The following is a 24,756-nucleotide window of genomic DNA, read 5'->3' on the forward strand; positions in this document are numbered from 1 at the left end:
TACGAGAGAGCGTATAAGGTATCTCCCGTGAAGGGGAGTAGTGGCCGAGTGGCGCGGCCCGTGGCTGTGTCGTTCCTATTGGGGTGGCACGGTGTCACTGAACCGAAGCGCAAGGATAAACTTTTGCGTACATCCGCTTGAGGATGCCCTTCAATTTATTGAGGGGAGGACGTCACGAATGCCGGATATTCAAACAGCTGAAAAGGCAATAATGTATGGCTAAAGAAATCTTTTCTTATTGTAAAAGTATAATTTGAGGTTTGTATAAAAGATGGTTGCCCTCTACGGGGGCAGAATCATCGGTCAGTTCAATGGAAATAGGAGGTATTTATCATGGATGCTGAGGCCATGCTGTATGTGGAGCAGTTAAATGATGACGATGTAAGCGTTAGATTACAGTCTTTAAGAGCCTTGATGCAAAAAGTGCAAGAGGGGAAAATAGAAAGGCCACGGCAGGGCGATGATGTCAACAATCACATACACACTACATATTCATTTTCGCCCTATTCTCCTACGAAGGCCGTATGGATGGCTTACAGGGCAGGGCTTAAAACCGCCGGCATTATGGACCATGACTCGGTAAGTGGGGCCAGGGAATTCATTGAAGCGGGGAAGATCGCAGGCATTGCGACCACAATAGGCGTCGAATGCCGGGCTGACTTTTCAAACACCCCTTTGAAGGACAGGAGGATCAACAACCCGGATCAAAAGTCGATTGCGTACGTGGCCATACATGGCATTCCCCATACGCAGATTGATGCGGTGAAAGGCTTTTTTGCTCCCTATGTCAAGGAGAGAAATAAGCGAAATGCCCTGATGGTGGACAGGATCAATCAAATATTCGAGCCGTTTGGCATTCACCTGAGCTTTGAACGGGACGTTGTGCCCTTATCGAAAAGCCATGAAGGGGGAAGCATAACCGAGCGCCACCTGTTGTATGCACTGTCGCTTAAGCTGGTGGCTAAATTCGGGAAAGGTCAGGCGCTGGTCGATTTTCTTGTAAACGATTTAGGGTTGGAGCTTAATCCAAGGGTGGCCGGATATCTTCAGGATACTGACAATCCGTTTTATGAATATGACTTGCTGGGGGCTTTAAAGAGCGATTTGGTCCCACGGTTTTATATTGACGCCACGCTGGAATGCCCTGACGTAAGGAAAGTGGTTGAGCTGACAAGGAGAATTGGGGCTATTTTGGCCTATGCGTATTTAGGCGATGTGACCGATTCGGTTACCGGCGATAAGAGAAGCCAGAAGTTTGAAGATGATTATCTCGAACTGCTGTTTGAGGTGATAAGCCAGCTGGGCTTTAATGCGGTGACGTATATGCCTTCGCGCAACACCATGCAGCAGCTGAAAAGGGTAAAGGCGTTGTGCGAAAAATATGGATTTTTCCAGATAAGCGGCGAGGACATAAATTCTCCGAGGCAGTCCTTTGTGTGCGTCAATTTGAGGAACGATGAGTTTAGAAATCTTGTTGATGCCACGTGGGCTCTGATCGGCCACGAAAAGATGGCAACCCGTGATATAAACAAGGGTATGTTTTCGCCAGATATTGTGCACAGGTACCCTGACCTCAATGAGAGGATTGATATATATAAAAGGATTGGTCAGGGATTGGACAGTGGGGACGATCTGTAGTCATAAAAGTTGAGGTTAAGATTGGGAACGAGCGTTTTTAAAGTTCGTTCCCAATTTTTATTTTTAAATGTAAATGTCCTACTCTGTAACCAGTTAATACATCATGAGTTTAACGCGTTGTTGGGAATACTACTAATATGAATCAACTATTTAGTAAACGGCGCATATAATGTTTACCGAGAATCGGCGTGAAGCGGTTTATAGGCGAATTAGGTCAAGGGATTTAAATGAAGGGAGTGGTGTGATGCGCTTTTTTTCCATCGGCTTTGAAGGACGCAACCTTGGCCTTATGGATTCGGTTATAGGAAAGTTGGAAGATATCAGGTTCCAGGGATTTAAAATTGAAGAAAGAAAAGCAGGTAACCTGCTGTTTATAAATTATATGGTCAGTGAATCCGACAGTTGTGGGTCATGGAGCGAGTTGAGGGATGCTCTCAAATACCGTATTGCCGAGATCTTGTCGGATTTTATCGTGAATGACTTACAGCATATGATGATTGACAGGATTATAGAAGACGAATATTTTTATTTTGAAAATGAGGACAGGGAGCAGATAAGGCAAGAAGTGTTAAATGCTGTATTTGAAGGGAGAGAGTCCGAAAGCCTGTTTAACCAGTTGAAGGAGAAATGGCATGATCCCATAAGGCAGCGCATTTTAGAACACCTGGATACGCACAACGAACTCATCGTAGAGGGTTTTATACGGTTTAGGCTAAAGGACTTCATGAAGGAATTGATAGAAACCGTGGATAAAATAGTGGAAGAACTGCTGGTGGAGAGGGAGTACAACGAGTTTATCAAGCTGCTCCGGTATTTTGTGGAGATCCAGGAACCAAAGGTAAGGGAAGTTCACGTGCTGGTGGACGATGACAGGAGATATATACTGCTGGATGACAGCATGAGGGTCATAAACAACGACATATTGAAGGAACTGGCCAGGGAGATATCGGATACCGAGATGAGCTATGACGATCTGCTGATAAGCTCGCTCATAACCATCGCACCCAGCAAGATCACTATCCATGGCTATGATAAGATAAAGAATACCGAGCTTTTGAATACCATAAATAAGGTTTTCAGGGGTAAAGTGGTGATGAGCCACGAAGGGCTGTATCCACAGAGTTGAGGGAAGGCAGGTCTTGACTTACGGGTGACGCTGGATTATAATAATCCCAAATCGACTTAAAGTTGATAGTTTACATGCAATGATGAGGAAGAGTAGGCTGGAAACCGGTGATAGAGAAGGGATGCCTGAGGCTGGAAGCATTCCGCACTAGGTCCAGTTGAAGACCACCCTTTGAGCATGGCGGTTGGCTCCGTTAACGGCCAGTGAAAGTGGGTCCTCATCTTTTAGGGCCAATAAGGGTGGAACCGCGGGTGGCCTCTCGTCCCTTGAAGGGATGGGAGGTTTTTTAATTGTCTACATAAAGTAGCGTTGGTTTTATGTAATTTTGACGTCGCAATGGGTTTAAATAAATACTTACAAAAAAATACTCACAATATTTATACGAAAGGATGAATGAGTTATGGTGAATGTGGTGCTGAAAGACGGCTCGGTAAGGCAGTATCCTGAAGGGACGGCCATAGCGGATATAGTAAACGATATAAGCAAGAAGTTGGCCAAATCGGCTGTGGCTGCGCAGGTGAACGGGCGTACAGTTGACCTGTCGGCAAAGGTATATGAGGATTGCAATCTCAACATCCTGACTTTTGACGATGATGAGGGAAAAAAGGTTTTCTGGCACACCTCATCGCACATCATGGCGCAGGCCGTGAAAAGGCTGTTTCCGGATGCTAAGCTGGCCATCGGGCCTGCGATAGACAACGGTTTTTATTATGACTTCGATGTGGAAAGGCCTTTTTCGCCTGAGGACTTACAGGCAATCGAAGAGGAGATGAACAGGATAGTCAAAGAGGATTTGCCCCTTGAGAGGTTTGTGCTGCCCAGGGAGCAGGCTATTGAATTTGTGAAGGAGAGAGGCGAGCCCTATAAAGTGGAGCTCATTGGGGATATACCGGAGGGTGCTGAGATTTCGTTCTACAAACAGGGAGATTTCGTGGACCTGTGTACTGGCCCGCACCTTCCCTCAACCGGTATGGTCAAGGCCATTAAGCTGCTCAGCGTGGCGGGCGCTTACTGGCGCGGCGATGAGAGAAATAAGATGCTGCAGCGGATATATGGCATATCGTTTCCCAAGAAGAGCCAGCTAGAGGAATACTTGCAACGCTTGGAGGAGGCAAAGAAGAGGGACCACAGAAAGCTGGGCAAGGAGCTTGATCTTTTTAGCCTCCATGAGGAGGGGCCGGGATTTCCGTTCTTCCATCCAAAGGGCATGATAATTCGCAATGTGCTGGAGGATTTCTGGAGGAAGGAGCACTATAGGAGAGGATACCAGGAGATAAAGACGCCCATAATACTAAACCGCGACCTGTGGATCCGGTCGGGGCACTGGGACCATTATCGCGAGAACATGTATTTCACCAAGATTGACGGCGAGGATTATGCCATAAAGCCCATGAACTGCCCGGGCAGCATGATCCTGTACAAACGCAAGATACACAGCTACAGGGATTTGCCCCTCAGAGTGGCCGAGCTGGGGCTTGTCCATCGGCATGAGCTGTCGGGCGTGCTGCACGGCCTGATGCGGGTGCGCTGTTTCACGCAGGACGATGCCCATATATTTATGCTGCCCGAGCAGATAAAGGATGAAATCCTCGGGGTTATTGACCTGGTGGATTACTTTTACGGCATATTTGGGTTTAAGTACCACGTGGAGCTGTCCACCAGGCCTGAGAACTCGATGGGCTCGGATGAGGATTGGGAACGGGCCACCAATGCTTTGAAGGAGGCACTTGAGGCCAAGGGCCTGGAATACAAGATCAATGAGGGAGAAGGGGCTTTTTACGGGCCCAAGATCGACTTTCACCTGGAAGACAGCATAGGCAGGACGTGGCAGTGCGGTACCATCCAGCTGGATTTCCAGATGCCCGAGAGGTTTGACCTTACCTATGTTGGCCCGGATGGTGGAAAGCACCGCCCAGTGATGATACACCGGGTGGTGTTTGGAAGCATTGAACGGTTTATAGGTATCCTGATTGAGCACTTTGCGGGCGCTTTCCCTACATGGCTGGCGCCGGTACAGGTACGCATACTCACCATTACCGATAGGACCAATGCCTATGCAGAAGAGGTGGCTCAGAAGCTCAGGGATGCCGACATCAGGGTGGAGACCGATCTGAGAAACGAGAAGATAGGATACAAGGTGAGAGAGGCTCAGCTGGAAAAGATTCCGTATATGCTGGTGCTGGGCGATAAGGAGCAGGAAAACGGTACTGTGGCAGTAAGGGCACGAGGCAGGGGTGACCTTGGCGCTATGCCCCTTGATGAGTTTATGAATATGATATTGGAAGAGATTCGTACCAAAGCTATAAATTAAAGAGCTTTTATCAGTGTTTATAAGTTAAAAAGGCAGACTAAGCTGCCTTTTTAACTTTTTGGCTGGTTGTTATTGACAAATCAGTTCATATGCTTTAGAATTTATACGTATAAATAAACTAGGTTATGTTGGATACTCTATCGGACCAGGAGAGTATACTTCTTTAAAAATGGTGCATTTCAACCTATTTGCGGCTCAATTTATACGTATAAATTAATGTCAAAGAATAATTTATACGTATAAGTGCATGAGGGGGCAATGGAGAAGGATTAATAGGAGGGAAAAATGGATGATGAGTATTGGCCGGCAACGTGGCATCGGGAGTATAGCTGCAAAGGAAGGCGCAAATTTTATGGCATTTAGAAGGGAGGAGAGGGCGTATTCACCATCTTTGAGAAAGGTGGTTTGGTGCGCCGGTAAAGAATGAGAAAGAAAAAATCGGTTTCAAGCAAGGATGTAGCCAGGGAGGCCGGTGTTTCCCAGGCTACGGTATCGTATATACTGAACAACGTAAAAGGGGTTAAGATAAGGCCCGAGACCAGGCAGGCCGTGCTGGATGCCGTAAAAAAGCTCAATTACCACCCTGACCAGATTGCCAGGGGAATGAAGCTTAAGAGGTCGATGTCGGTGGGCGTGGTCACCGACAGAAATGTCACCAATTTCTATTTTATGAAGACGCTCGAGGGCATCAGAGACGGGCTTCAAGCGCACAACTATTCGGTAAGCCTGCTCTTTAACAAATATGAATCCATAGAGGAAGCCGAGTTCATAAAATACTACAGCTCAAACAGGATAGACGGTATAATTTTTGCATTTGCCTCAATATCTGATGAAGATATAGAGTATATGGACAGCATGGGTATTCCTTATGTGATGGTCAATACCTATCCTTCAGGGAGAGACGTGGGTGAGGTATGTACCGATCACCTGAGCCATATTCAAGCTGTCATAGGGTATTTTAAATCCCAGGGAGTGAAGGATATAGCATATGCCGGGCCTGTTCCCCGGCGTGCCAACGATAGAAGGCTGGAGGCCTTTAAGGAAGCCATGGCTTTGCACGGCTATGAGGTGAAAGAGGAGCTTACAGTTTTGGGAGGGCATGATAACGGCGAGGTGTGCCGGGCCATAATGGGGTTGCTTGAGGATAAAGATGGCAGGCCTGATGCCATACTTGCGGCTTCTCCACGGTTTGGCATGCTGACTGTAAAGTCGTGTCACATGTTGGGCATAAGGATACCTCAGGATGTGAGGATTGTGGCCGTGGGTTCGTCGAATTTTTTTGAGCTCATCCACCCCACTCTCTCGTCTATTGAGCTTCCGCTTTATGACATGGGCTTAAAAGCGGCCGAGATGGTCCTTAAAGCCATTGATAAGGGGGATATGGTTCCTACCACCGTCCTGCCTTCGGAATTCGTCATAAGGGAGTCGTCTTAAAAGCAATTTCCAGGCGATTCTTAATAAGTTTTTCCCAATACGGTTAAAAACATATAAGAGGTGATAGTATTATGAAAACCACGCAGCTGCTGTGGGAGTTTATAAAGCAATTTAAGCGGAGGTATATAATAGGTATAATTGTCCTATTCGTCACGTCTTTTATATCGTCTATGATCCCCAAGATAATGGGGTATGTGACCGACAGCATCAACGACAGGATGCCTGCCTCTGTTACGAATAAGTACCTTCTCATCCTGGTGGCTGCTACTGTGGCTGTATTTGTGCTGAGGTTTACCTGGAGGTATTTCTTGGTTGGCAACAACAGATACCTCGAGTGTTATTTGAGGGAGAAGCTGTTTGCGCACATGCAGACCCTTCCGGCCTTCTTTTATGATAACAACAAGACGGGAGACCTTATAGCCTATGCAATAAACGACATACAGGCCATAAGGAGGGTTTTTGGTTTCGGCTTTACTTCAATCCTGGATGGGCTGGTGGTCAATACCATATCGATTATAATCATGGTGAGGACCATCAATCCGATATTGACATTGATGGCCATTGCGCCGGCGCCCCTCATAGTGATGATCATATACTTTTTACGAAAGAAGATCAGGGAGAGGTTTGGAGCGGTACAAAAGGCTTTTGCTCAAATATCCGGCAAAGTTCAGGAGAACATATCGGGCATCAGGGTTATAAAAGCCTTTGCGCAGGAAGAGGAAGAGGTTCAGGACTTCTTAAGATACAATCAGGCCCGGGTTGATACCCAGATGAGCTTGACCAGGGTATCAGCCGTACTGGGGCCGGTGACCCAGCTGACCTTTGGGATAAGCACGGTGCTGTTTATCATATATGGCAGCGGGCTGGTGGCAAGAGGCGTGATATCCCTGGGTGACTATGTGGCCTTCAGCTCATATATAATGGTAATCATGGGGCCTATCGTAAGCATAGGCAGGATTATAGAGGTATGGCAGAGGGGGCTGGCATCCATCCAGCGGCTTGACAGGATATTCTGCGAAAGGAGCGAAAGGGATGCAGAGAATGCGCTGGCTGCCGTATCGCTTTTTGGATTAAACGGCGAGGCAAGAGATGATTCAACAGAGATAGAGAGGTTGAAAGGCGATATCGTAATAAAGGATTTGACATTTGCCTACCCGGGTACGGATAAAAAAGTTCTGCAGGATATCAATCTGTAAATCAGAGAAGGCGAAACTTTAGGCATACTGGGTAGGACCGGTAGCGGCAAAACCACGCTGGTCAATCTCCTGCTGAGGCTATACGAGGTGGAGGATGGCCACATATTCATAGGAGGAAGGGATATAAATCACATACCGCTAAAGGTATTGAGGGAAAACATAGGCTATGTACCCCAGGACAATTTTCTTTTCTCCACTACGATAAAGAACAACATTGAGTTTTTCAAGCCGATATATAGTGACCGCCAGATTGAACAGGCTGCCAAAATGGCGGGTATCTACGATGAGATAATGTCCTTTCCCGAAGGATTTGACACCGTCGTGGGTGAACGGGGGGTAACCCTGTCGGGCGGCCAGAAGCAGAGGGTTTCAATAGCCAGAGCCATTGTGAAAGATCCCGCTATACTCATACTGGATGACAGCCTTTCGGCTGTGGATACGAAGACCGAGCAGAAGATTTTGGAAAACCTTAAAAATGTGTTAAAGGGGCGGACGGGTATAGTGATATCTCACCGAGTTTCGGTTGTGAGGTACTGTGACCACATCATATTTATGGATGAGGGGCGGATCATCGAAAGGGGTACCCATGAAGAGCTGATGAGGCTTAAGGGAGCTTATTACAACCTGTACAGGTCTCAAATAGAACAGGTTGAGGATAATCTGTTGTTACAGGCAAGGGGGTAATAAAAATGGAATATAGGATAGACAGCGAATACACTTTGCGCAGGAACAAAAAGGCCTTGGCCATAAGGCTTCTTAGGTATTTTAAGCCCTATTTACCGCTTCTGGCTTTGAATATACTGTTTGCGTTTTTGATAAACGGAGCTACCATCATAAAGCCGTATATCATAAAGTATGTGATAGACAACTATCTGGCTTTGAAGATATACGCTCCTGACGTCTTCATGCGCATGGGGCTGCTGTATTTGGCAGTTGTGCTGGCAGGATGCGGGCTCACCTATTCTCAGACCTATATACTGACTTATATCGGCCAAAAAATAATGTATGACATAAGAAACCAGCTTTTTACACATATACAGAACATGTCCATGAAGTTTTTCGACAGGAACTCATCGGGCAGGATACTCACCAGGGTGACAAACGATGTGGAGGCTTTAAATGAAATATTTTCGGGAGTGCTGGTCAATTCCATAAGGGACATGATCATGATTTTGGGAATAATAGCTACAATGTTTGCCATGGACGCCTCCCTTGCGCTGATCAGTATGTGCAGCATTCCTTTGATAGCGCTGGTTACTGTTATATATAGAAGGGCGGCGCGAAAGAACTTCATGAGGATGAAAGCGCTCATAGGCAGGATAAACGGGTTTTTGGCTGAGAACATATCCGGCATGAAGCTGGTGCGCATCTTTCACAGGGAAAAGGAAAAGCTGGAGGAGTTTCAAAAGCTGGATAAAGAGTATTTTGACACCAGCCTCAGGGAAGTGGTTTTAAACAGCCTGGGGAGGCCCATCATAGAAGTCATAAACACCCTGGTCATCGCGGTGATGATATGGTATGCCAGCGGCAGGATTACGGGCGGATACCTGGAGATAGGAGTCCTGTACGCCTTTATAACCTATATCAGGCAGTTTTTTGCGCCCATCAATGAGATTGCAGAATTCTATACATCCATACAGTCGGCTTTGATTTCGGCAGAGCGTATATTCGACGTGCTCGATACCCGAGAGTTTTTAGAGGATATGGAGAGAGGAAGACATGTCAAGCGCATCAGGGGAGAGATTGAGTTTAAGAACGTGTGGTTTGCATACGACGATGAAAACTGGGTGCTAAAAGATGTCAGCTTTAAGATTGAACCGGGTGAGACGGTGGCTTTTGTAGGAGCCACTGGTTCAGGAAAATCTACAATCATAAGCCTTATGGCAAGGTTTTATGATATACAAAAAGGGAAAATATTGATCGATGGGGTGGACATACGGGAGTACAACTTGAAGGATTTGAGGCGGCAAATAGCGGTGGTAATGCAAGATGTGTTTCTGTTTTCGGGGGATATCAAATCCAATATACGCTTGAGAAACAGCTCGATAACCGATGAGGACATCGTGCGAGCAGCCAGGCTGGTTTGCGCCGACGGATTTATCGAGTCCCTGCCCAATAAATATGATGAAGAGGTAAAGGAGAGGGGCTGTACCTTCTCGGCTGGACAGAGACAGCTCATATCTTTTGCCAGGGCGGTGGCCTTCAATCCTGCGGTGTTCGTGCTGGACGAGGCAACGGCAAATATCGATACCGAGACCGAGATGGCCATTCAGCAGGCCATGGCCAATATATCCGGCGGCAGGACTACCATAATCATAGCCCACAGGCTCTCCACCATAAGAAATGCCGATAAGATCATAGTGATTGACAAAGGCAGGATAAAGGAGATTGGCACCCATGATGAGCTGATCAAAAAGGGAGGCCTGTATCGCCAACTTTATGAGAAGCAGCTCAGCTACCAGTGCATTGCTTAGGTATGGCTGTGGCAGGATGGCTGGATATGAAGATTTAAAGGTTGTGCGTTGCAAGGAAAACCCTGCATGGGTACTAACGAAGTAGTACCTCAAAAGCAGGGTTTTTATTTTTGGAGAAACATAACTATAGGACTCCGGAATTAAATTTTTATTTTTTTACTATGAATAGCAGGATTTTAAAAAGTTTTAGAGAATAATTCATAAAAGTGGTTGAAAGTGGAGGGAAGTGGTGGGATAATAGGTTAAGGGGGTGGGGGCTTGTTCATTGGGGAATATCAGCACACCATAGACCCAAAAGGCCGGGTCATAATGCCAGCCAAGTTCAGAGAAGGTTTGGGAGAAAAGTTCGTGTTGACCAAAGGGCTGGATCACTGTTTGTTTGTATACCCCAATGAGGAATGGGGCATTTTAGAAAAGAAGCTCCGTTCACTCCCCTTGACCAACAAGGATGCCCGTGCCTTCATACGCTTCTTTTTTGCGGGTGCGTGTGAGTGTGAGCTGGACAAGCAGGGTAGGATTCTCATTCCAGCCAATTTGAGGGAGTATGCCGGGCTAGAAAAAGATGTGGTTATAATAGGCGTATCTAGCCGAGTGGAGATTTGGAGCAAAGACAGATGGGATGAGTATAATAGCGCTTCAAATCTCGACCATGAAGCTATTGTGGAGAGGATGGCGGAGCTTGGGATTTGATAGCCGGAGGAGTGGATAGATGGAATTCAGTCATACGCCTGTCTTGCTAAATGAGGTGCTGGAACTTTTGAATTGCCATCCTGGACAAGTCATTGTGGATGGAACAGTTGGAGGCGGAGGACATGCCCATGAGATATTAAAGCGAATTGTCCCCGGCGGGTTTTTGATCGGCATCGATAGGGACCCGAATGCATTGGAAGCGGCGCAAAAAAAGCTCAGGGAATTTGAAGGATGTTTTAAACTGGTGCATGCCAATTTTGCCGATGTAAAAGAGGTACTCAAAAGCCTTGGAATAGATGCTGTTGACGGGATGCTGCTGGACCTTGGCGTTTCATCCTATCAGCTGGAAGAGAGAGCTCGAGGCTTTACATATATGCAAGATGCGCCACTTGACATGAGAATGGACCCTACACAAACTTTCAGCGCTTATAACGTTGTCAACGAATATTCGCAGCAAGAGCTGGAACGCGTCATCAGGGATTACGGCGAAGAGCGGTGGGCCAAGCGCATAGCGCAGTTCATAGTAAATAGCAGGCCCATTGAGACTACGGGACAGCTGGTGGATGTCATAAAGAAGGCTATCCCCGCCGCGGCCAGGCGCGAAGGCCCACATCCTGCAAAGCGCACATTTCAGGCCATACGCATTGAGGTAAACCAGGAACTCAGCTTGCTTTCCAAGGCTATAGAAGATGCGGTAGATGTCCTAAAGCCGGGCGGACGGTTGTGCGTAATATCTTTTCATTCGCTGGAAGATAGGATAGTAAAACAGATGTTCCGCAGTTTGAGCAATCCATGTACGTGCCCCCCTGATTCTCCCGTCTGCACCTGTGGCAGACGGCCTCGGGTGAAAGTGCTGACCAGCAAACCAGTAACCCCTACCTCGAGTGAGGTTTCTGCCAATCCGCGTTCGCGCAGCGCTAAGGCGAGGTGCTGCCAAAAATTATGAACGACTACCAGGAATGAGGATACATAAAAGATAAGGAGGATGAATAAAATTGGTAGTAGCCACAAAACGACAATATCATGTAGAGCAATTACCCAAACCCCGGAGGGAAGTCAAACCGAAACTAAAGGCTAAGCCAAAGCTTGCCAGTAAGATAAAGCCTGTAATTTTGGTAGTGTTGGGATTCATGATGGCATTCCTGGTAGTTAGCCGGCATGCTATGATTGCAGAAAACCATCAGCGAATACTCGAGCTCGAGAAAGAGTTGGATCAGGCGCTCAAGCGAAACGAATTGCTAAAGCTGGAGCTTGCAGCAAGCGAGGATTTGAGAAGAATAGAGGAAGTTGCCAGAAATCAGCTTCATATGGATTATCCTGATCAAACTCAGGTACAGTTTGTTGAGCTTCCCGAGGATGATGGACAACAAGAACAGGCCGAGGTGGCAAAGCACCAAGAGACAGACATATGGGATTTTATCCTAAGATTGATCGACTGAGGGGTGAATCAAGGGGGGAGATAATTCTGTGGCATTACCAGGAGTTACCAATAGGAAGCGTTTGGTGGCCCTGTTGCTGGGATTTACTCTAATTTTTTTTGCTCTGACCATCAGGGTGGGATACATACAGTTGGTATGGGGGGTGGACCTCCAGAAAAAGGCAGCAGACCAGTGGACCCGCGATTTGGACGTTTTCCCAAGAAGAGGGGTCATTAAGGATAGAAACGGTAAGGTTCTGGCGCAGAGCGCTACTTCAGAGTCGATAGCGGCAAGGCCCAGCCAGATAAGCGATCCACAGAAAGTGGCATCTTTGATTGCGCCAATTCTGGGTCTGGATGAGCAGGAACTATATAAAAAATTGTCTAACACCTCAAGTACATATGTATGGATAAAGCGCCAGGTTGACAGGGAGACTGCCAACAAGATCCGTGCCCTGAATATCAAGGGGCTTGACTTTACCGAAGAGCCCAAGAGGTATTATCCCAATGGTAGCCTGGCTGCTCATGTTTTGGGGTTCACCATGAAATATGCAGAGCCGGGTGAAGGATTAAAAGGTCAGGAGGGCATAGAGCTTTACTATGACAAGTATCTGAAAGGGTTTCCAGGGAAAATAGTAATGGAGACCGATGCCGCAGGTCGAGAAATGCCTTATAATGTAGACAGGTATATTCCGCCCATCAACGGGCTTAACTTGGTCCTTACCATTGACCAGGTTATACAGTATTTCACTGAGAGAGAGATCAACAATGTAGTGGCAAAATACAACCCCAAGAAGGTTTATGCCATCGTCATGGACCCCAATACGGGTGAAATACTTGCCATGGCAAACTGGCCGACTTTCGATCCCAATGACCCGCCGCGCGATGTGGGTAACTTTGAAGAGATGCAGCAGTACGTAAAGAATTTTGCCTGCAAGGACAACATTGACCCAGGGTCTACCTTTAAAATAATAACAGCCGCTGCAGCTCTGGAAGAGGAGGTTGTCAGCCTGGACAGCACCTTCAATTGCCCGGGGTACAAAATGGTGGATGGTCAGAGGATAAACTGCTGGCGGGCTGGCGGCCACGGCCACGAGACTTTCCCTGAAGCCGTACAGAATTCCTGTAATCCGGTATTCATGGAGCTGGCATTAAGGCTGGGCAAGGATAAGTTTTACCATTACCTGAACGAATTTGGGTTTGGCCAGCCAACGGGGATCGACGTACTTGGCGAAGAGAGAGGCATCATAATGCCAAAGGAGTCTGTAAAGAATGTTGACCTGGCCAGAATGGGGTTCGGGCAGGCCATTTCTGTTACGCCGCTCCAGCTCATCACAGCGGTTTCGGCAGTTATAAACGGCGGCAACTTGATGAAGCCATATATCGCCAAGGAGCTTCGGGAGGTAGTGATCGATGAAAACGGCCAGGAAACCGAGCGGGTGGTCAAGACCGTTGCGCCCCAGAAGGTGCGGCAGGTGATATCGCCCGAGACGTCAAAAATCATGAGAGAAGTGCTGGAGAGCGTTGTGACCGATGGAAGCGGTAGAAATGCGTATATCCCCGGCTACAGGGTAGGGGGGAAAACCGGTACAGCGCAGAAATATGGACCGGGAGGCAAGATCATACCCAATAAGAATATATCGTCATTTATCGGGTTTGCACCTGCTGACAACCCAAGGGTGATAGTATTGTTCATGGTGGATGAACCACAGGCGCCCGTTACTTTTGGCAGCATCATCGCAGCTCCTTATGTAAAAAACATCCTGGAGGATACTCTTAAATATCTGGGCGTTGAGCCGGTATTTGATGAGGAAACCCAGAAGGATATGCAGCAGGTGGGAGTGCCAGACGTGATAGGAATGGATTTGGAAGAAGCTGCCCAAGTTCTCAGAGAAGCAGGGTTGGAATATTTGGCTGACGAGACGGGTACTGTTGTAAAGGATCAGATGCCTAAGCCGGGCGCAAAGGTCATCTCAGGAACCACCGTTCTGCTTTACACTGAGCGAGGGGCGGAAGGCCAAACGGATGAGCAGGCTGGGCAGCGGCCCGCTGAAGGGATGGTAATCGTGCCCGATGTGCTGGGCAAATCGATTCGTGAGGCTAACCGGATCCTCGTTTCAGAGGGCTTAAGGCTTAGAATAGAGGGGTCAGGGATTGCGGTGGGCCAGGACCCGGTACCTGGAACGCAGGTTGAGGCCGGTACTGAAGTGACGGTGCGCTTTGCCTTGCCCGCCGAAGGGCAACAGAGCGGTGCACCCCGAAACGGCGAATAACATTACCATGATATGTAAATACTACTTTAAATAGGCAAGCTATGTGTGGGAGGATAGCAAAATGCTGCTGAAGGAGCTGTTAAATGGAATACAGGTTTCTCGCATAGAGGGTAGTATCGATAAGCGAATAGATGCCATATATTACGATTCACGCAAGGTTACACCTGGGGCTTTGTTTTTTTGCATTGAAGGATTTCGATTTGATGGCCATGATTTTGCCGGTGAAGCGGTAGCAAAAGGGGCTCAGGCCGTGGTGCTTCGGAAGGATGTCCCTCTACCGCAGTACGTTACCAAGGTATTTGTTGAGGATACGCGTTTGGCCATGGCTTTGATATCACGGGCTTTTTATGGGTATCCCGCGCGAAATATACCCATAATTGGAGTGACCGGCACCAACGGTAAGACCACGGTAACGTATCTGATAAAGTCCATACTTGAAGACGCAGGTAAAAAGGTGGGCCTCATCGGCACTATTGCAAACATGATAGGCCCTAAAATGCTTCCTGCCGAAAGGACCACGCCTGAATCTGTGGACCTGCAGAAGCTGTTTAAGGATATGCAGGATGAGGGGGTAGATGCCATCGTCATGGAGGTGTCTTCCCATTCGTTGAGCCTTAAACGGGTGGCCGGCGTCGAATTTGAAGTGGGGGTATTTACTAATTTGACGCAGGACCATCTGGATTTTCATAATACCCTTGAAGAATATCGTGAAGCTAAGGCAAAGCTGTTTTTGCAGAGCAGGCAGGCAGCCATCAATATCGATGATGAGACCGGGCGGATGTTTGCAGAGAAAGTGCAGGGACCGCTGTGGACATATGGAATAAGTAGGACGGCGCAGGTCTTTGCAAGGGATATAGAGATCACCTCAAAAGGAGTGTTGTTCCAGCTGTTTTTACCGGATGGGAGCAGCATGATAAGCTTGAATATACCGGGGCTTTTCAGCGTGTACAATGCCCTGGCTGCTGCAACGGCATGCCATGCTTTGGGGGTACCCCTTCATAACATAAGAGCCGGGCTTGAGAAGGTAAAGGGTATTCCGGGGCGGTTTGAACTTTTGAACACGGGAACCGAATATTCCGTGATAATAGATTACGCCCATACGCCTGATGGGCTGGAGAACGTGCTTAAGACAGCGCGGGACTTCACCAAGGGGCGCGTCATCACGGTGTTTGGCTGTGGTGGCGACCGCGATCCTTCAAAGCGGCCAATAATGGGAGAGGTGGCGGGAAGGTATTCTGACTTTTGTATTATTACCTCTGATAACCCGCGCAACGAGGACCCCATGGCCATCATCCAACAGATCATACCAGGTGTAAAGAAGACCGCCTGTCCCTATGTGGTCATCGAAGACCGCAGAGAAGCCATTGCTTATGCCTTAAACCACGGCAGGGCTGGGGATGTGATTATACTTGCCGGTAAAGGCCATGAGACCTACCAGATATTGAAGAACAATCAAGTCATTCCCTTTGATGAAAGGGAAGTGGTTGCTGAGTTACTGGGGAAGGAGAAGGTTTGATGGAACCCGTATCGATGCAAGAGGTGCTGGAGGCCATAAAAGGGACGCTGTTAAGCGGCCATATAATGGGCTTTATAACAGGGGTGAGCACCGATAGCAGGACGATAAAGCCGGGAGAGCTGTTTGTACCATTAGTAGGCGAGAGATTTGACGGCCATGACTTCATCCATCAGGCGGTAGAAAAAGGTGCAAAGGCTGTCCTTGCCCAGCGTATGCTGGATCGGCTTCCCGAGGGTATAAGTGTGATTAAAGTTGATAATACCCTTGCCGCTCTTCAGCGCCTTGCCGGCTATTATCGAAAGAAGTTCAATATTCCAGTGGTGGCGGTGACCGGCAGTACGGGTAAGACCACTACCAAAGACATGATACACTGTGTGCTTTCGGCGCGTTACAATGTTCTCAAGACCGAAGGTAACCTCAATAACGAAATTGGCTTGCCGCTGACATTATTTAGGATACAGCGCCATCATGAGATAGCGGTAGTGGAGATGGGCATGAGCGGATTCGGGGAGATTCATCGAATGGCTGAAGCAGCCCTTTCCTGCGTGGGAGTGATCACCAACATAGGCGTGTCGCATATAGAAAAGCTAGGCAGCAGGGAAAACATACTTAAGGCAAAGCTGGAAATTTTCGATTATTTCCCCGGAAATGGGATTGCCGTATTGAACGCAGATGACGACCTGCTGTGGGAAGTAAAAAAGTGCTTCAGCTTTGGATTTAAATACTTTGGCACACGAGAGGGTATAGATTTCAGAGCCGTGAATATAAGTACAGGACAACCAGGTGTTAAATTTAAATTGATAAGCGATAATGAGAAGTATCCCTTTGAGCTTTCACTGCCTGGGAGGCACAATGTATATAACAGCTTGGCGGCCATCGCTGTGGGGCGGCTGTTTGGTATAAGCTTTCAAGAGATGAGAGAGGCTCTAAAGGCTTTTAAGACAGGCAATATGCGGCTTAATATTTTTGAGACCCAGGAAGGCGTTGTGGTGATCGATGACGTGTACAACGCCAGCCCTGATTCCATGAAAGCCGCTCTTTCGGTGCTCAAGGACATGCCGGCTGTGCGCAGGATTGCGGTGCTGGGAGATATGCTGGAATTGGGAGATTATGCCGAGGAAGGTCACCGCCAGGTGGGCAGGGCGGTGGTGGAAAGCAAAGTTGACTTGCTCATCACCCGTGGAGAGGCTAGCCGCTGGATAGGTATGGAAGCACAAGCGGCGGGTATGCCGCCTTCAAGCATATATCACTGTAGCTGTAACAAAGATGTAATAAACTTGTTAAGCACAATTGTCCATAGCGGTGATACAATATTAGTGAAAGGGTCACGTGGGATGAGGATGGAAGAAGTGGTGTCCTACCTCTTAAAAGGGGGTTATAAACCTTGGAATCACTGATATATGCAGTAATAATATCATTTGTGCTTTCGCTTGCAGTGGGAATAGTTGCTATACCGATGCTGAGAAGGCTTAAATTTGGACAACACGTGCGCCATGAGGGTCCCCAAACTCATCTTCAAAAAGCTGGTACTCCTACTATGGGAGGGGTAATATTTCTAATACCGATTTGCGTGGCGTCTCTCATGCTGGCCAGGGGCAGCCTGGATTTTGTGTTGGCAGCTTTGCTGGTGATGTTGGGATTTGGACTCATAGGATTTGTGGATGACTATATCAAGATAGCCAGGCGCAGATCGCTGGGGCTTAAGGCTTACCAAAAGTTGCTGGCACAGATCACCATCGGAGTCGTGTTTTCCTATTATGCCTACAATCACCTGGGCAGCGCTGTGACCATCCCTTTCTTTAAGTCGGAATGGGACCTGGGCATTATGTACATCCCGTTGATGACATTTGTAATAGTCGGTACGGTGAACAGCGTAAACCTAAATGATGGGTTGGATGGCCTGGCCTCGGGTGTTACCCTTATAGTGGCGGCAACGTTCAGCATTTTGGCAGCATACCTGGCGTCCTCTATGCGACAGGAAGGTTTGGAGTATATGGCGGTAAACTATGACAATCTTATGGTGTTTGCAGGCGCTGTGACAGGAGGATGTTTGGGTTTTTTGCGGTTCAACGCCTATCCTGCACAGGTCTTTATGGGTGATACCGGTTCAATGGGGCTGGGCGGAGCAGTGGTAGCACTGGCGATTTTGCTTAAGCTGCCGCTGTTTTTACCTATAATTGGCGGTGTATATATGGCAGAGGCGTTATCGGTCATAATACAAGTGGCGTCTTATAAGCTGACCGGCAAGAGAGTGTTTCGCATGAGTCCGCTTCATCACCATTTTGAGCTTACCGGCATGAGCGAGCCCAAGGTGGTCACCATGTTCATGATAGCTACTACTTTACTGTGCCTTATTGGTTTGTTAGCCATATGAAGAAAAAGCAGGCATTATCTGGTGTTTTTTGTTTTACGGCCGATGCACAGGATTGAACGCTGACAAAGGCTGGAATACTTGAGATAGATTACAGTGGTGAAGTATAATATCATTGCTTTGAACTAAAGTGATTAGAGTATAGTGGTGTAAGCTTTAGAGAACCAGCAAAAACAGCAATTGTGCGGGAGGATTGTATGACGTACCATGGGAAGACTGTGCTTGTAGTAGGCCTTGCGCGAAGCGGTATTGCTGTCACCAGGGTGTTGAGAAGTCTGGGTGCCAGGGTTATAGCAAACGACATAAAGACGCGGCAGCAGCTGGGCGACTCTATATCAGAGCTTGAGTTGCTTGATGTGGATTTTTATCTTGGCGGTACGCCCGATGACCTGGTTGATAAAGTGGACTTGATCGTTATAAGCCCTTCTGTGCCCATTGATTCGTCTTTTGTTCAGAAGGCGCGCTGTCTGGGGCGAGAGGTCATAAGCGAGCTGGAGCTGGCCTACAGGCTGTGCAAGGCGCCTGTTATTGCTATCACCGGTACCAACGGCAAAACCACCACTGTCACCCTGACAGGAGAGATATTGAAAAAAGCCGGGTTTAATGTATACGTAGTGGGCAATATTGGCGTGCCGTTTGTCAGCAAGGCTTTAGAAATGAATAAAGACGATATAGCGGTGGTGGAAGTAAGCAGCTTTCAGCTAGAAGCGATATATAACTTTCATCCTCGAGTAGCCGCCATTCTTAACATCACCGAAGACCACCTCAACCGCCATAAGACAATGGAAAATTACATAGCGACCAAGGCGAGGATTTTTGAAAACTGTTCCTCTGATGACTGGGTGGTTTTAAATGCAGATAATGAAGTAACGGCGAGGCTGGCATCGCAGGCTCGAGCTCAAGTTCTGTTTTTTAGCCGCTTAAGGCCGTTGAAGAGAGGAGCATGGGTAGAAGATGGCACGGTGGTACTGGATATAGGGGATGGAAAAGAAGCCATATGCGGCGTGGAGGACATATTCATACCGGGCGCACATAATCTGGAAAATGCTCTGGCTGCCTCTTTAATGGCTAGGGTAATGGGAGCAACGGCAGAAGACATTGCTGTTACTCTGAAGACCTTTAAAGGAGTAGAGCACCGCATCGAGTATGTAGATACCATTGGCGGAGTTAAGTTTTATAACGACTCAAAGGGAACCAATCCTGATGCTTCCATAAAAGCCATACAGGCCATGAAAGGCCCTACCGTCCTCATTGCAGGTGGAATGGATAAGGGCAGCAGCTTCGAGGAGTTCATCGACGCCTTTGGTAAAACTGTCACCCACATGGTGGTGCTGGGAGAGACGGCAGATAAGCTGATCAAAACCGCGAAAGAAAAAGGGTTTGACAGGGTATACCGTGTAAGCAGCGTAGAAGAGAGCGTGATGAAAGCCTTTAGCCTGGCTTCCCCGGGCTATAACGTGCTGTTTTCTCCGGCCTGTGCCAGCTGGGATATGTTCAAGGATTATGAGGAAAGGGGAAGAGTCTTTAAGAGCGCTGTCAGGGCTCTTAAGGGGGAAGTTGAATGACCAAAAAGCCCAAAAAGGCCAAAAAACCGTTTGATTATCCCATTTTGCTTACCGTTATAATATTGGTTGCCTTTGGCACCATCATGGTATTTAGCGCTAGCTTTTACTACGCTCAAATGAGGTGGGGGGACAAATACTACTTTTTTAAGCGTCAGTGCCTGTGGGCGGTTGTCGGCTTTTTGGCCATGGCGTTTACGGCAAACTTGGATTACTGGAGGCTTAAAAAGTTTTCAAAGTTGTTACTCATGCTGAGCATAGCGCTTTTGGTTGCTGTGCTCTTTGTGGGCGTTGAACGAAATAACGCCAAACGGTGGCTGAATATAGGTGGCTTGAGCGTTCAACCTTCAGAAATTGCCAAGTTTGCCCTGGTGTTGTTTTTAGCCGATAGCATGTCTCAAAGGAAAGATAAGATGAAGTATTTTTTCAAAGGTGTGGTACCTTACCTTTTGGTAACGGGTATACTGTTCGGGCTTATCATGATGCAACCCAATATGAGCACCGCAGGAAGTTTGGTGCTACTTGTAATGGTCATGCTCTTTGTTGCGGGTGCTAGGCTGTGGCATCTCGGGTTTTTGGTGGCTGCTGGTGCGGCGGGTGCGGCTGTCCTCATAAGGGCAGCTGAATATCGCATGGACAGGTGGATAGCATTTTGGGATCCATGGAAGGATCCTTTGGAAACGGGATACCAGATAATCCAGTCGCTGTATTCTTTAGGTGCGGGTGGCTTATTTGGAATGGGGCTTGGCGAGAGCAGGCAAAAATATCTGTACATACCCTATCCAGAAACCGACTTCATATTTGCCATAATCGGTGAGGAATTGGGATTCGTAGGCTGTACTCTACTCATAACGCTGTTTGTTGCCCTGATATGGAGGGGTTTGAGGATAGCCATTACGGCTCCCGACCTCTTTGGGTGCCTGTTGGCGGCCGGAATTATTAGCATGATAGGCATCCAGTCAGTTATAAACATAGCGGTGGTGACCGCATCCATGCCCCCTACCGGTTTGCCGCTTCCCTTTATAAGCTTTGGGGGGTCTTCACTGGCCATTTTCATGGCTAGTATAGGAGTGCTGCTCAATATATCAAAGTACGCTAAAGCAAGTTAGCCTGTCTGGTCCCCGTGTCACACCTCTTTTTGGAGCTGCATATCATGGTATTGTGAAGGGGTTGAGACATACTAAAATATTGAGCACGATATTTGTGAAAAGAGGTGTGACTAATGGCACAATATGTCATAAATGGCGGCAGGCGATTGGAGGGGAAGCTGCGTGTAGGCGGTGCTAAAAATGCCATTCTTCCCATATTGGCAGCGGTTTTGTTGACTGAAAGACAAGTTGTTTTACATGATTGCCCAAACCTTCTTGATGTTGAAAAGACTATATTGATTCTTGAATCTATCGGCTGCAAGGTAAAAAGGGAGGGGCGGGATCTAATCATAGACCCTTCTACCATAACCAGCTGGGTCATACCGGATTGCTATGTCCGAGAGATTCGTTCTTCTATAATATTTCTGGGAGCAATGCTTTCCAGGACAGGGAAGGCGCGAATCACATATCCTGGAGGCTGTGAGATAGGGCAGCGCCCCATTGACCTCCATCTCAAAGGGCTCAGGCAGCTGGGAGTACTTATAGACGAATCGAATGGGTACCTGGATTGTGTTGCGCCCCAGATGGAAGGAGGAATTATTCATCTTGATTATCCCAGCGTGGGAGCTACCGAGAACATAATATTGGCGGCAGTGAGGGCCAAAGGGCGTACTGTTATCCACAACGCTGCCAAAGAGCCGGAGATTGTGGACCTACAAAACTTTATCAATGCCATGGGAGGGAATGTACGGGGAGCAGGAACCAATACTATAGTGATAGAAGGCGTGCAGAATGATTTTAGGGAAGTAGAGTATACCATTATTCCTGACCGCATCGTGGCTGGTACTTATATGGTTGCAGCTGCCATAACAGGAGGCGATGTCTTAATCGATAACGTAATACCCGAACACGTTCAGTCCATAATATACAAGCTGAGGGAAGCAGGCTGTACTGTTCATGTGCAGGACTCATGCGTAAGGGTGAAGGGAAAATACCGGCTCAGGGCTATAGAACACATCAAGACTTTACCGTATCCGGGGTTTCCAACTGATATGCAGGCTCAGTTTACAAGCCTGTTGTCGGTGGCCAGAGGGACCAGCATAATAACAGAGACGATATTTGAAAACAGGTTTAGGCATGTGCCGGAGCTTGTAAGGATGGGAGCTAATATCAGGATTGACGGGCAGACCGCCATTATACATGGTGTCAGGAGCCTGAAGGGCACTACTGTGGTGGCCAAGGATTTGAGAGGAGGAGCTGCGCTGGTACTGGCCGGATTGCGTGCCGAAGGCCAAACAATTGTGGAAAACGCCTTTTACATTGATAGAGGCTACGAACAGCTGGAGGTTGCTTTAAGCGGCATAGGGGCTGATATTGTGAAAACAAACGGTTAAATTTTAGCTCTCATGCAAATGTAAAGCCGAGGGAGTTTTATGGGGAACGGAAGAAGAAAAGGGTTATTCCTGCTGTTGTTTTTGTTAGCTGTGCTGGTTGCTATGGCATATATTGGGACAGAGGTGTTTCAAGTAAAAAAAATAACTGTTATAGGTAATCAGAATATAAAAGAGGCTGATATTATTCGAATAGCAGGAATACCCCTAGGTCAAAATATTTTTAAAATAGATAGAGAGCAAATAAGAGAAAGGATTGAGTCGAATCCTCTTTTAAAGGTTTTATCTATCGATTTTAAATATCCCAACGAAATTGTCATCAATGTGGAGGAAAGGAAGTCGGTAGCGGCTATTCCTTATTTGGGTTCTTATGTTGTCATAGATGTAGAAGGTTATGTGATGGAGATACATGATAATTTGGAGGACATGCCTTATCCGCTGGTACAGGGCTTGGGCTTGCGAGGATGTACCGTGGGTAAGCCCCTTTCTGTTGCTGATTCGTATCAGATGAAGGCTTTAAGCCGCGTGCTGGATGAGGTATATAAGCAGCAACTGGAGGAAGATATCTCGGAGATAATTATAGATGACCCGGACGATATTTATATTGTTTCTCGGAATGGCACTGTTATAAGGTTGGGACAAGCTATAGAGGTTGATAAAAAATTAAAGTGGCTTAGAACCCCAAATTTCCGTCAAATTGACAGTGCGGGAGTAAATGGTATACTGGATGTAAGCATTTCAAATCAGGCAGTATTCAAACCTTTGGAGGAAGAGGTGAACCAATGAAGAAATCTTTAAGCGCCCAGTTATCGGTGACGGTTGTAAGCTTGATATTAGGCTTGGCTTTGGCTGCCCAGTTCAAAAACGTTCAAAGAGTAGGGGGAAGCGTGTCACTGCAGCGGACCCAGGAACTTACGCGGCAGGTACAAAAGTTGGAGCAGGAAAATGAAGCGTTGGAAGCTCGTATACAAGAGTATGAGAGGAGGATAAAGGAGTTTGAGAATGCGGTTCAGAGCGAAGACCAGAGCAACAGGCTGATTTATGAAGAGCTGGAGCGTACCAGGATGCTGGCTGGCCTTGTGGACGTCCAGGGGCCTGGCGTGGTGGTAACTGTCAATGTTAAACACGTAAACGAATGGGGGCAGGATGCCATCGTTCAGAACGTACGCTATGATGACCTACTTAAGCTGGTGAATGAGCTTAACGCTGCCGGTGCCGAAGCAATTGCAATCAATGACGAGCGAATAATTGCCACCACTGAAATACGGAACGCAGGCGACTATATAGTCATAAATACCAATCGCTATTCATCTCCCTTTGAGATAAAGGCAATTGGAAATCCTGATACGCTGGAGGCAGCCCTCAAGCTGCTGGGAGGAGTTGCCGATGACCTTGGCGTGTATTTGCAGATCAACATCAAGAGGGTGGACAATATCAGGATTCCCAAATACAGGGGAACTTTTCAATATAAATTTGCAAAGCCCGTTCAGGATACAAATGCCAGGAGTTGAGGGGTAAAGAATGAGAGTAAGGAAGGACTTGATGATTCTAAGCATTATGGCTATGCTTTTAAGTTTCTTTATTGTAAAGTGTTTTGACAATCAGAGGATAGGCTATGATATCGGTGTTACAACTTCTGTGTACAAGATTCAGGAATTGATGAGCCAGCTTAAGGCTCTGCAGGAGACAAACCGTGAACTGAAAGAGGACCTGCGCCAAAAAGAAGCTGTACTCAATAATTATGAAAATGAAGCTACAGAAAGAATATATAGGGGTGAGGAGATTAGAAAGCAGCTTGAACAGGCAAGGATCCTGGCAGGGCTTACTGATTTAGAAGGGCCTGGAATTGAGATCATACTCAATGATCGAAAAAAAGATACCATCATGCTGGATGAGCCTTATTCTATTTCTGATTTTATCGTGCACGATATAGACCTGTTAGAGGTGGTCAACGAGCTCAAGGCAGCGGGTGCCGAGGCCATCGCTATAAATGGTGCAAGGATTTTGGCCACATCCAGGATAAGCTGCGGTGGGCCTACCATCACCGTTGGAGCAGGCCAACGGTTTGCCCCGCCGTTTATCATTCATGCTATCGGTGACCCTGATGCCCTTGCCAATTATTTTGAACGACCTGATAGCATATATCATATACTTACCTTTTATGGCCTTGAGTTCAGCATCAAAAAGCTTAATAATGTAAAAATACCCCGCTATTATGGGGAAGTGAATTTCAGTTACGCCAGGCCCGTTGAAGGAGGTGAGTAGTTTG

The 24,756-nt window shown here is 47.3% G+C and carries 22 protein-coding genes; all 22 read left to right on the top strand.

The features are described from left to right. The first annotated feature begins 40 nt into the window (after nt 1-40). The 22 genes from BM241_RS12500 (at nt 41) to BM241_RS09550 (ending at nt 24,752) form a co-directional block, all read left to right on the top strand. A complete protein-coding gene (locus BM241_RS12500; protein ID WP_177206144.1) occupies nt 41-223 on the top strand; it encodes a hypothetical protein in 183 nt (60 codons plus the stop codon). Between the two features lie 110 nt (nt 224-333). Next, a complete protein-coding gene (locus tag BM241_RS09460) occupies nt 334-1,638 on the top strand; it encodes a PHP domain-containing protein (protein ID WP_092282621.1) in 1,305 nt (434 codons plus the stop codon). A 244-nt stretch (nt 1,639-1,882) separates the two neighbouring features. Then, entirely contained in the window at nt 1,883-2,764 is an 882-nt protein-coding gene (gene ytxC / locus BM241_RS09465; RefSeq protein ID WP_025747378.1) for a putative sporulation protein YtxC, read from the top strand. A 400-nt stretch (nt 2,765-3,164) separates the two neighbouring features. After that, a complete protein-coding gene (gene thrS / locus BM241_RS09470) occupies nt 3,165-5,075 on the top strand; it encodes a threonine--tRNA ligase (RefSeq protein WP_177206145.1) in 1,911 nt (636 codons plus the stop codon). Between the two features lie 289 nt (nt 5,076-5,364). Further along, nucleotides 5,365-5,502 carry a hypothetical protein gene (locus BM241_RS12505; protein WP_156925069.1) on the top strand — a complete coding sequence of 46 codons (138 nt, stop codon included), beginning with the start codon at nt 5,365-5,367 and terminating at the stop codon, nt 5,500-5,502. Continuing rightward, on the top strand, nt 5,499-6,509 hold the full coding sequence (locus BM241_RS09475) for a LacI family DNA-binding transcriptional regulator (protein ID WP_025747376.1): 1,011 nt from the start codon (nt 5,499-5,501) through the stop codon (nt 6,507-6,509). The genes BM241_RS12505 and BM241_RS09475 overlap by 4 nt, the downstream gene beginning before the upstream one ends. A gap of 71 nt (nt 6,510-6,580) precedes the next feature. Continuing rightward, nucleotides 6,581-7,705, top strand: a complete 1,125-nt coding sequence (locus tag BM241_RS12810; RefSeq protein ID WP_242948360.1) for an ABC transporter transmembrane domain-containing protein — start codon at nt 6,581-6,583, stop codon at nt 7,703-7,705. Further along, nucleotides 7,706-8,389, top strand: coding sequence for an ABC transporter ATP-binding protein (locus BM241_RS12815; protein WP_278292667.1), 684 nt, complete (start codon nt 7,706-7,708; stop codon nt 8,387-8,389). Between the two features lie 5 nt (nt 8,390-8,394). Then, nucleotides 8,395-10,179 (top strand): ABC transporter ATP-binding protein, encoded by a 1,785-nt coding sequence (locus tag BM241_RS09485; protein ID WP_092282622.1) that lies wholly within the window; start codon nt 8,395-8,397, stop codon nt 10,177-10,179. 258 nt (nt 10,180-10,437) lie between these two features. Continuing rightward, a complete protein-coding gene (gene mraZ, locus BM241_RS09490; RefSeq protein ID WP_025747373.1) occupies nt 10,438-10,869 on the top strand; it encodes a division/cell wall cluster transcriptional repressor MraZ in 432 nt (143 codons plus the stop codon). 19 nt (nt 10,870-10,888) lie between these two features. Then, on the top strand, nt 10,889-11,815 hold the full coding sequence (gene rsmH / locus BM241_RS09495) for a 16S rRNA (cytosine(1402)-N(4))-methyltransferase RsmH (protein WP_025747372.1): 927 nt from the start codon (nt 10,889-10,891) through the stop codon (nt 11,813-11,815). Nucleotides 11,816-11,864: 49 nt separating this feature from the next. After that, the gene (locus BM241_RS09500; protein ID WP_025747371.1) at nt 11,865-12,308 is read left to right on the top strand and encodes an FtsB family cell division protein; all 444 of its coding nucleotides are present in this window, start codon (nt 11,865-11,867) and stop codon (nt 12,306-12,308) included. Nucleotides 12,309-12,336: 28 nt separating this feature from the next. Further along, nucleotides 12,337-14,559, top strand: coding sequence for a stage V sporulation protein D (locus BM241_RS09505; RefSeq protein ID WP_092282623.1), 2,223 nt, complete (start codon nt 12,337-12,339; stop codon nt 14,557-14,559). Nucleotides 14,560-14,620: 61 nt separating this feature from the next. After that, on the top strand, nt 14,621-16,075 hold the full coding sequence (locus BM241_RS09510; protein ID WP_025747369.1) for a UDP-N-acetylmuramoyl-L-alanyl-D-glutamate--2,6-diaminopimelate ligase: 1,455 nt from the start codon (nt 14,621-14,623) through the stop codon (nt 16,073-16,075). Beyond that, the gene (locus BM241_RS09515) at nt 16,075-17,472 is read left to right on the top strand and encodes a UDP-N-acetylmuramoyl-tripeptide--D-alanyl-D-alanine ligase (protein WP_092282624.1); all 1,398 of its coding nucleotides are present in this window, start codon (nt 16,075-16,077) and stop codon (nt 17,470-17,472) included. Before BM241_RS09510 ends, BM241_RS09515 begins: the two co-directional genes overlap by 1 nt. Beyond that, entirely contained in the window at nt 17,460-18,449 is a 990-nt protein-coding gene (gene mraY, locus BM241_RS09520) for a phospho-N-acetylmuramoyl-pentapeptide-transferase (RefSeq protein WP_025747367.1), read from the top strand. Before BM241_RS09515 ends, mraY begins: the two co-directional genes overlap by 13 nt. A gap of 194 nt (nt 18,450-18,643) precedes the next feature. Further along, entirely contained in the window at nt 18,644-20,011 is a 1,368-nt protein-coding gene (gene murD / locus BM241_RS09525; RefSeq protein ID WP_025747366.1) for a UDP-N-acetylmuramoyl-L-alanine--D-glutamate ligase, read from the top strand. Then, nucleotides 20,008-21,117, top strand: a complete 1,110-nt coding sequence (gene spoVE / locus BM241_RS09530) for a stage V sporulation protein E (protein ID WP_025747365.1) — start codon at nt 20,008-20,010, stop codon at nt 21,115-21,117. The genes murD and spoVE overlap by 4 nt, the downstream gene beginning before the upstream one ends. A gap of 113 nt (nt 21,118-21,230) precedes the next feature. Next, the gene (gene murA / locus BM241_RS09535; RefSeq protein WP_025747364.1) at nt 21,231-22,490 is read left to right on the top strand and encodes a UDP-N-acetylglucosamine 1-carboxyvinyltransferase; all 1,260 of its coding nucleotides are present in this window, start codon (nt 21,231-21,233) and stop codon (nt 22,488-22,490) included. Nucleotides 22,491-22,529: 39 nt separating this feature from the next. Further along, complete coding sequence (locus BM241_RS09540) at nt 22,530-23,273, top strand: cell division protein FtsQ/DivIB (RefSeq protein WP_025747363.1); 744 nt, start codon at nt 22,530-22,532, stop codon at nt 23,271-23,273. After that, a complete protein-coding gene (locus tag BM241_RS09545) occupies nt 23,270-23,998 on the top strand; it encodes a DUF881 domain-containing protein (RefSeq protein WP_025747362.1) in 729 nt (242 codons plus the stop codon). Before BM241_RS09540 ends, BM241_RS09545 begins: the two co-directional genes overlap by 4 nt. Before the next feature lie 10 nt (nt 23,999-24,008). Then, on the top strand, nt 24,009-24,752 hold the full coding sequence (locus BM241_RS09550) for a DUF881 domain-containing protein (RefSeq protein ID WP_025747361.1): 744 nt from the start codon (nt 24,009-24,011) through the stop codon (nt 24,750-24,752). Nucleotides 24,753-24,756 lie beyond the last annotated feature (4 nt).

The organism is Caldicoprobacter faecalis (assembly GCF_900115765.1).
GTDB lineage: Bacteria > Bacillota > Clostridia > Caldicoprobacterales > Caldicoprobacteraceae > Caldicoprobacter > Caldicoprobacter oshimai.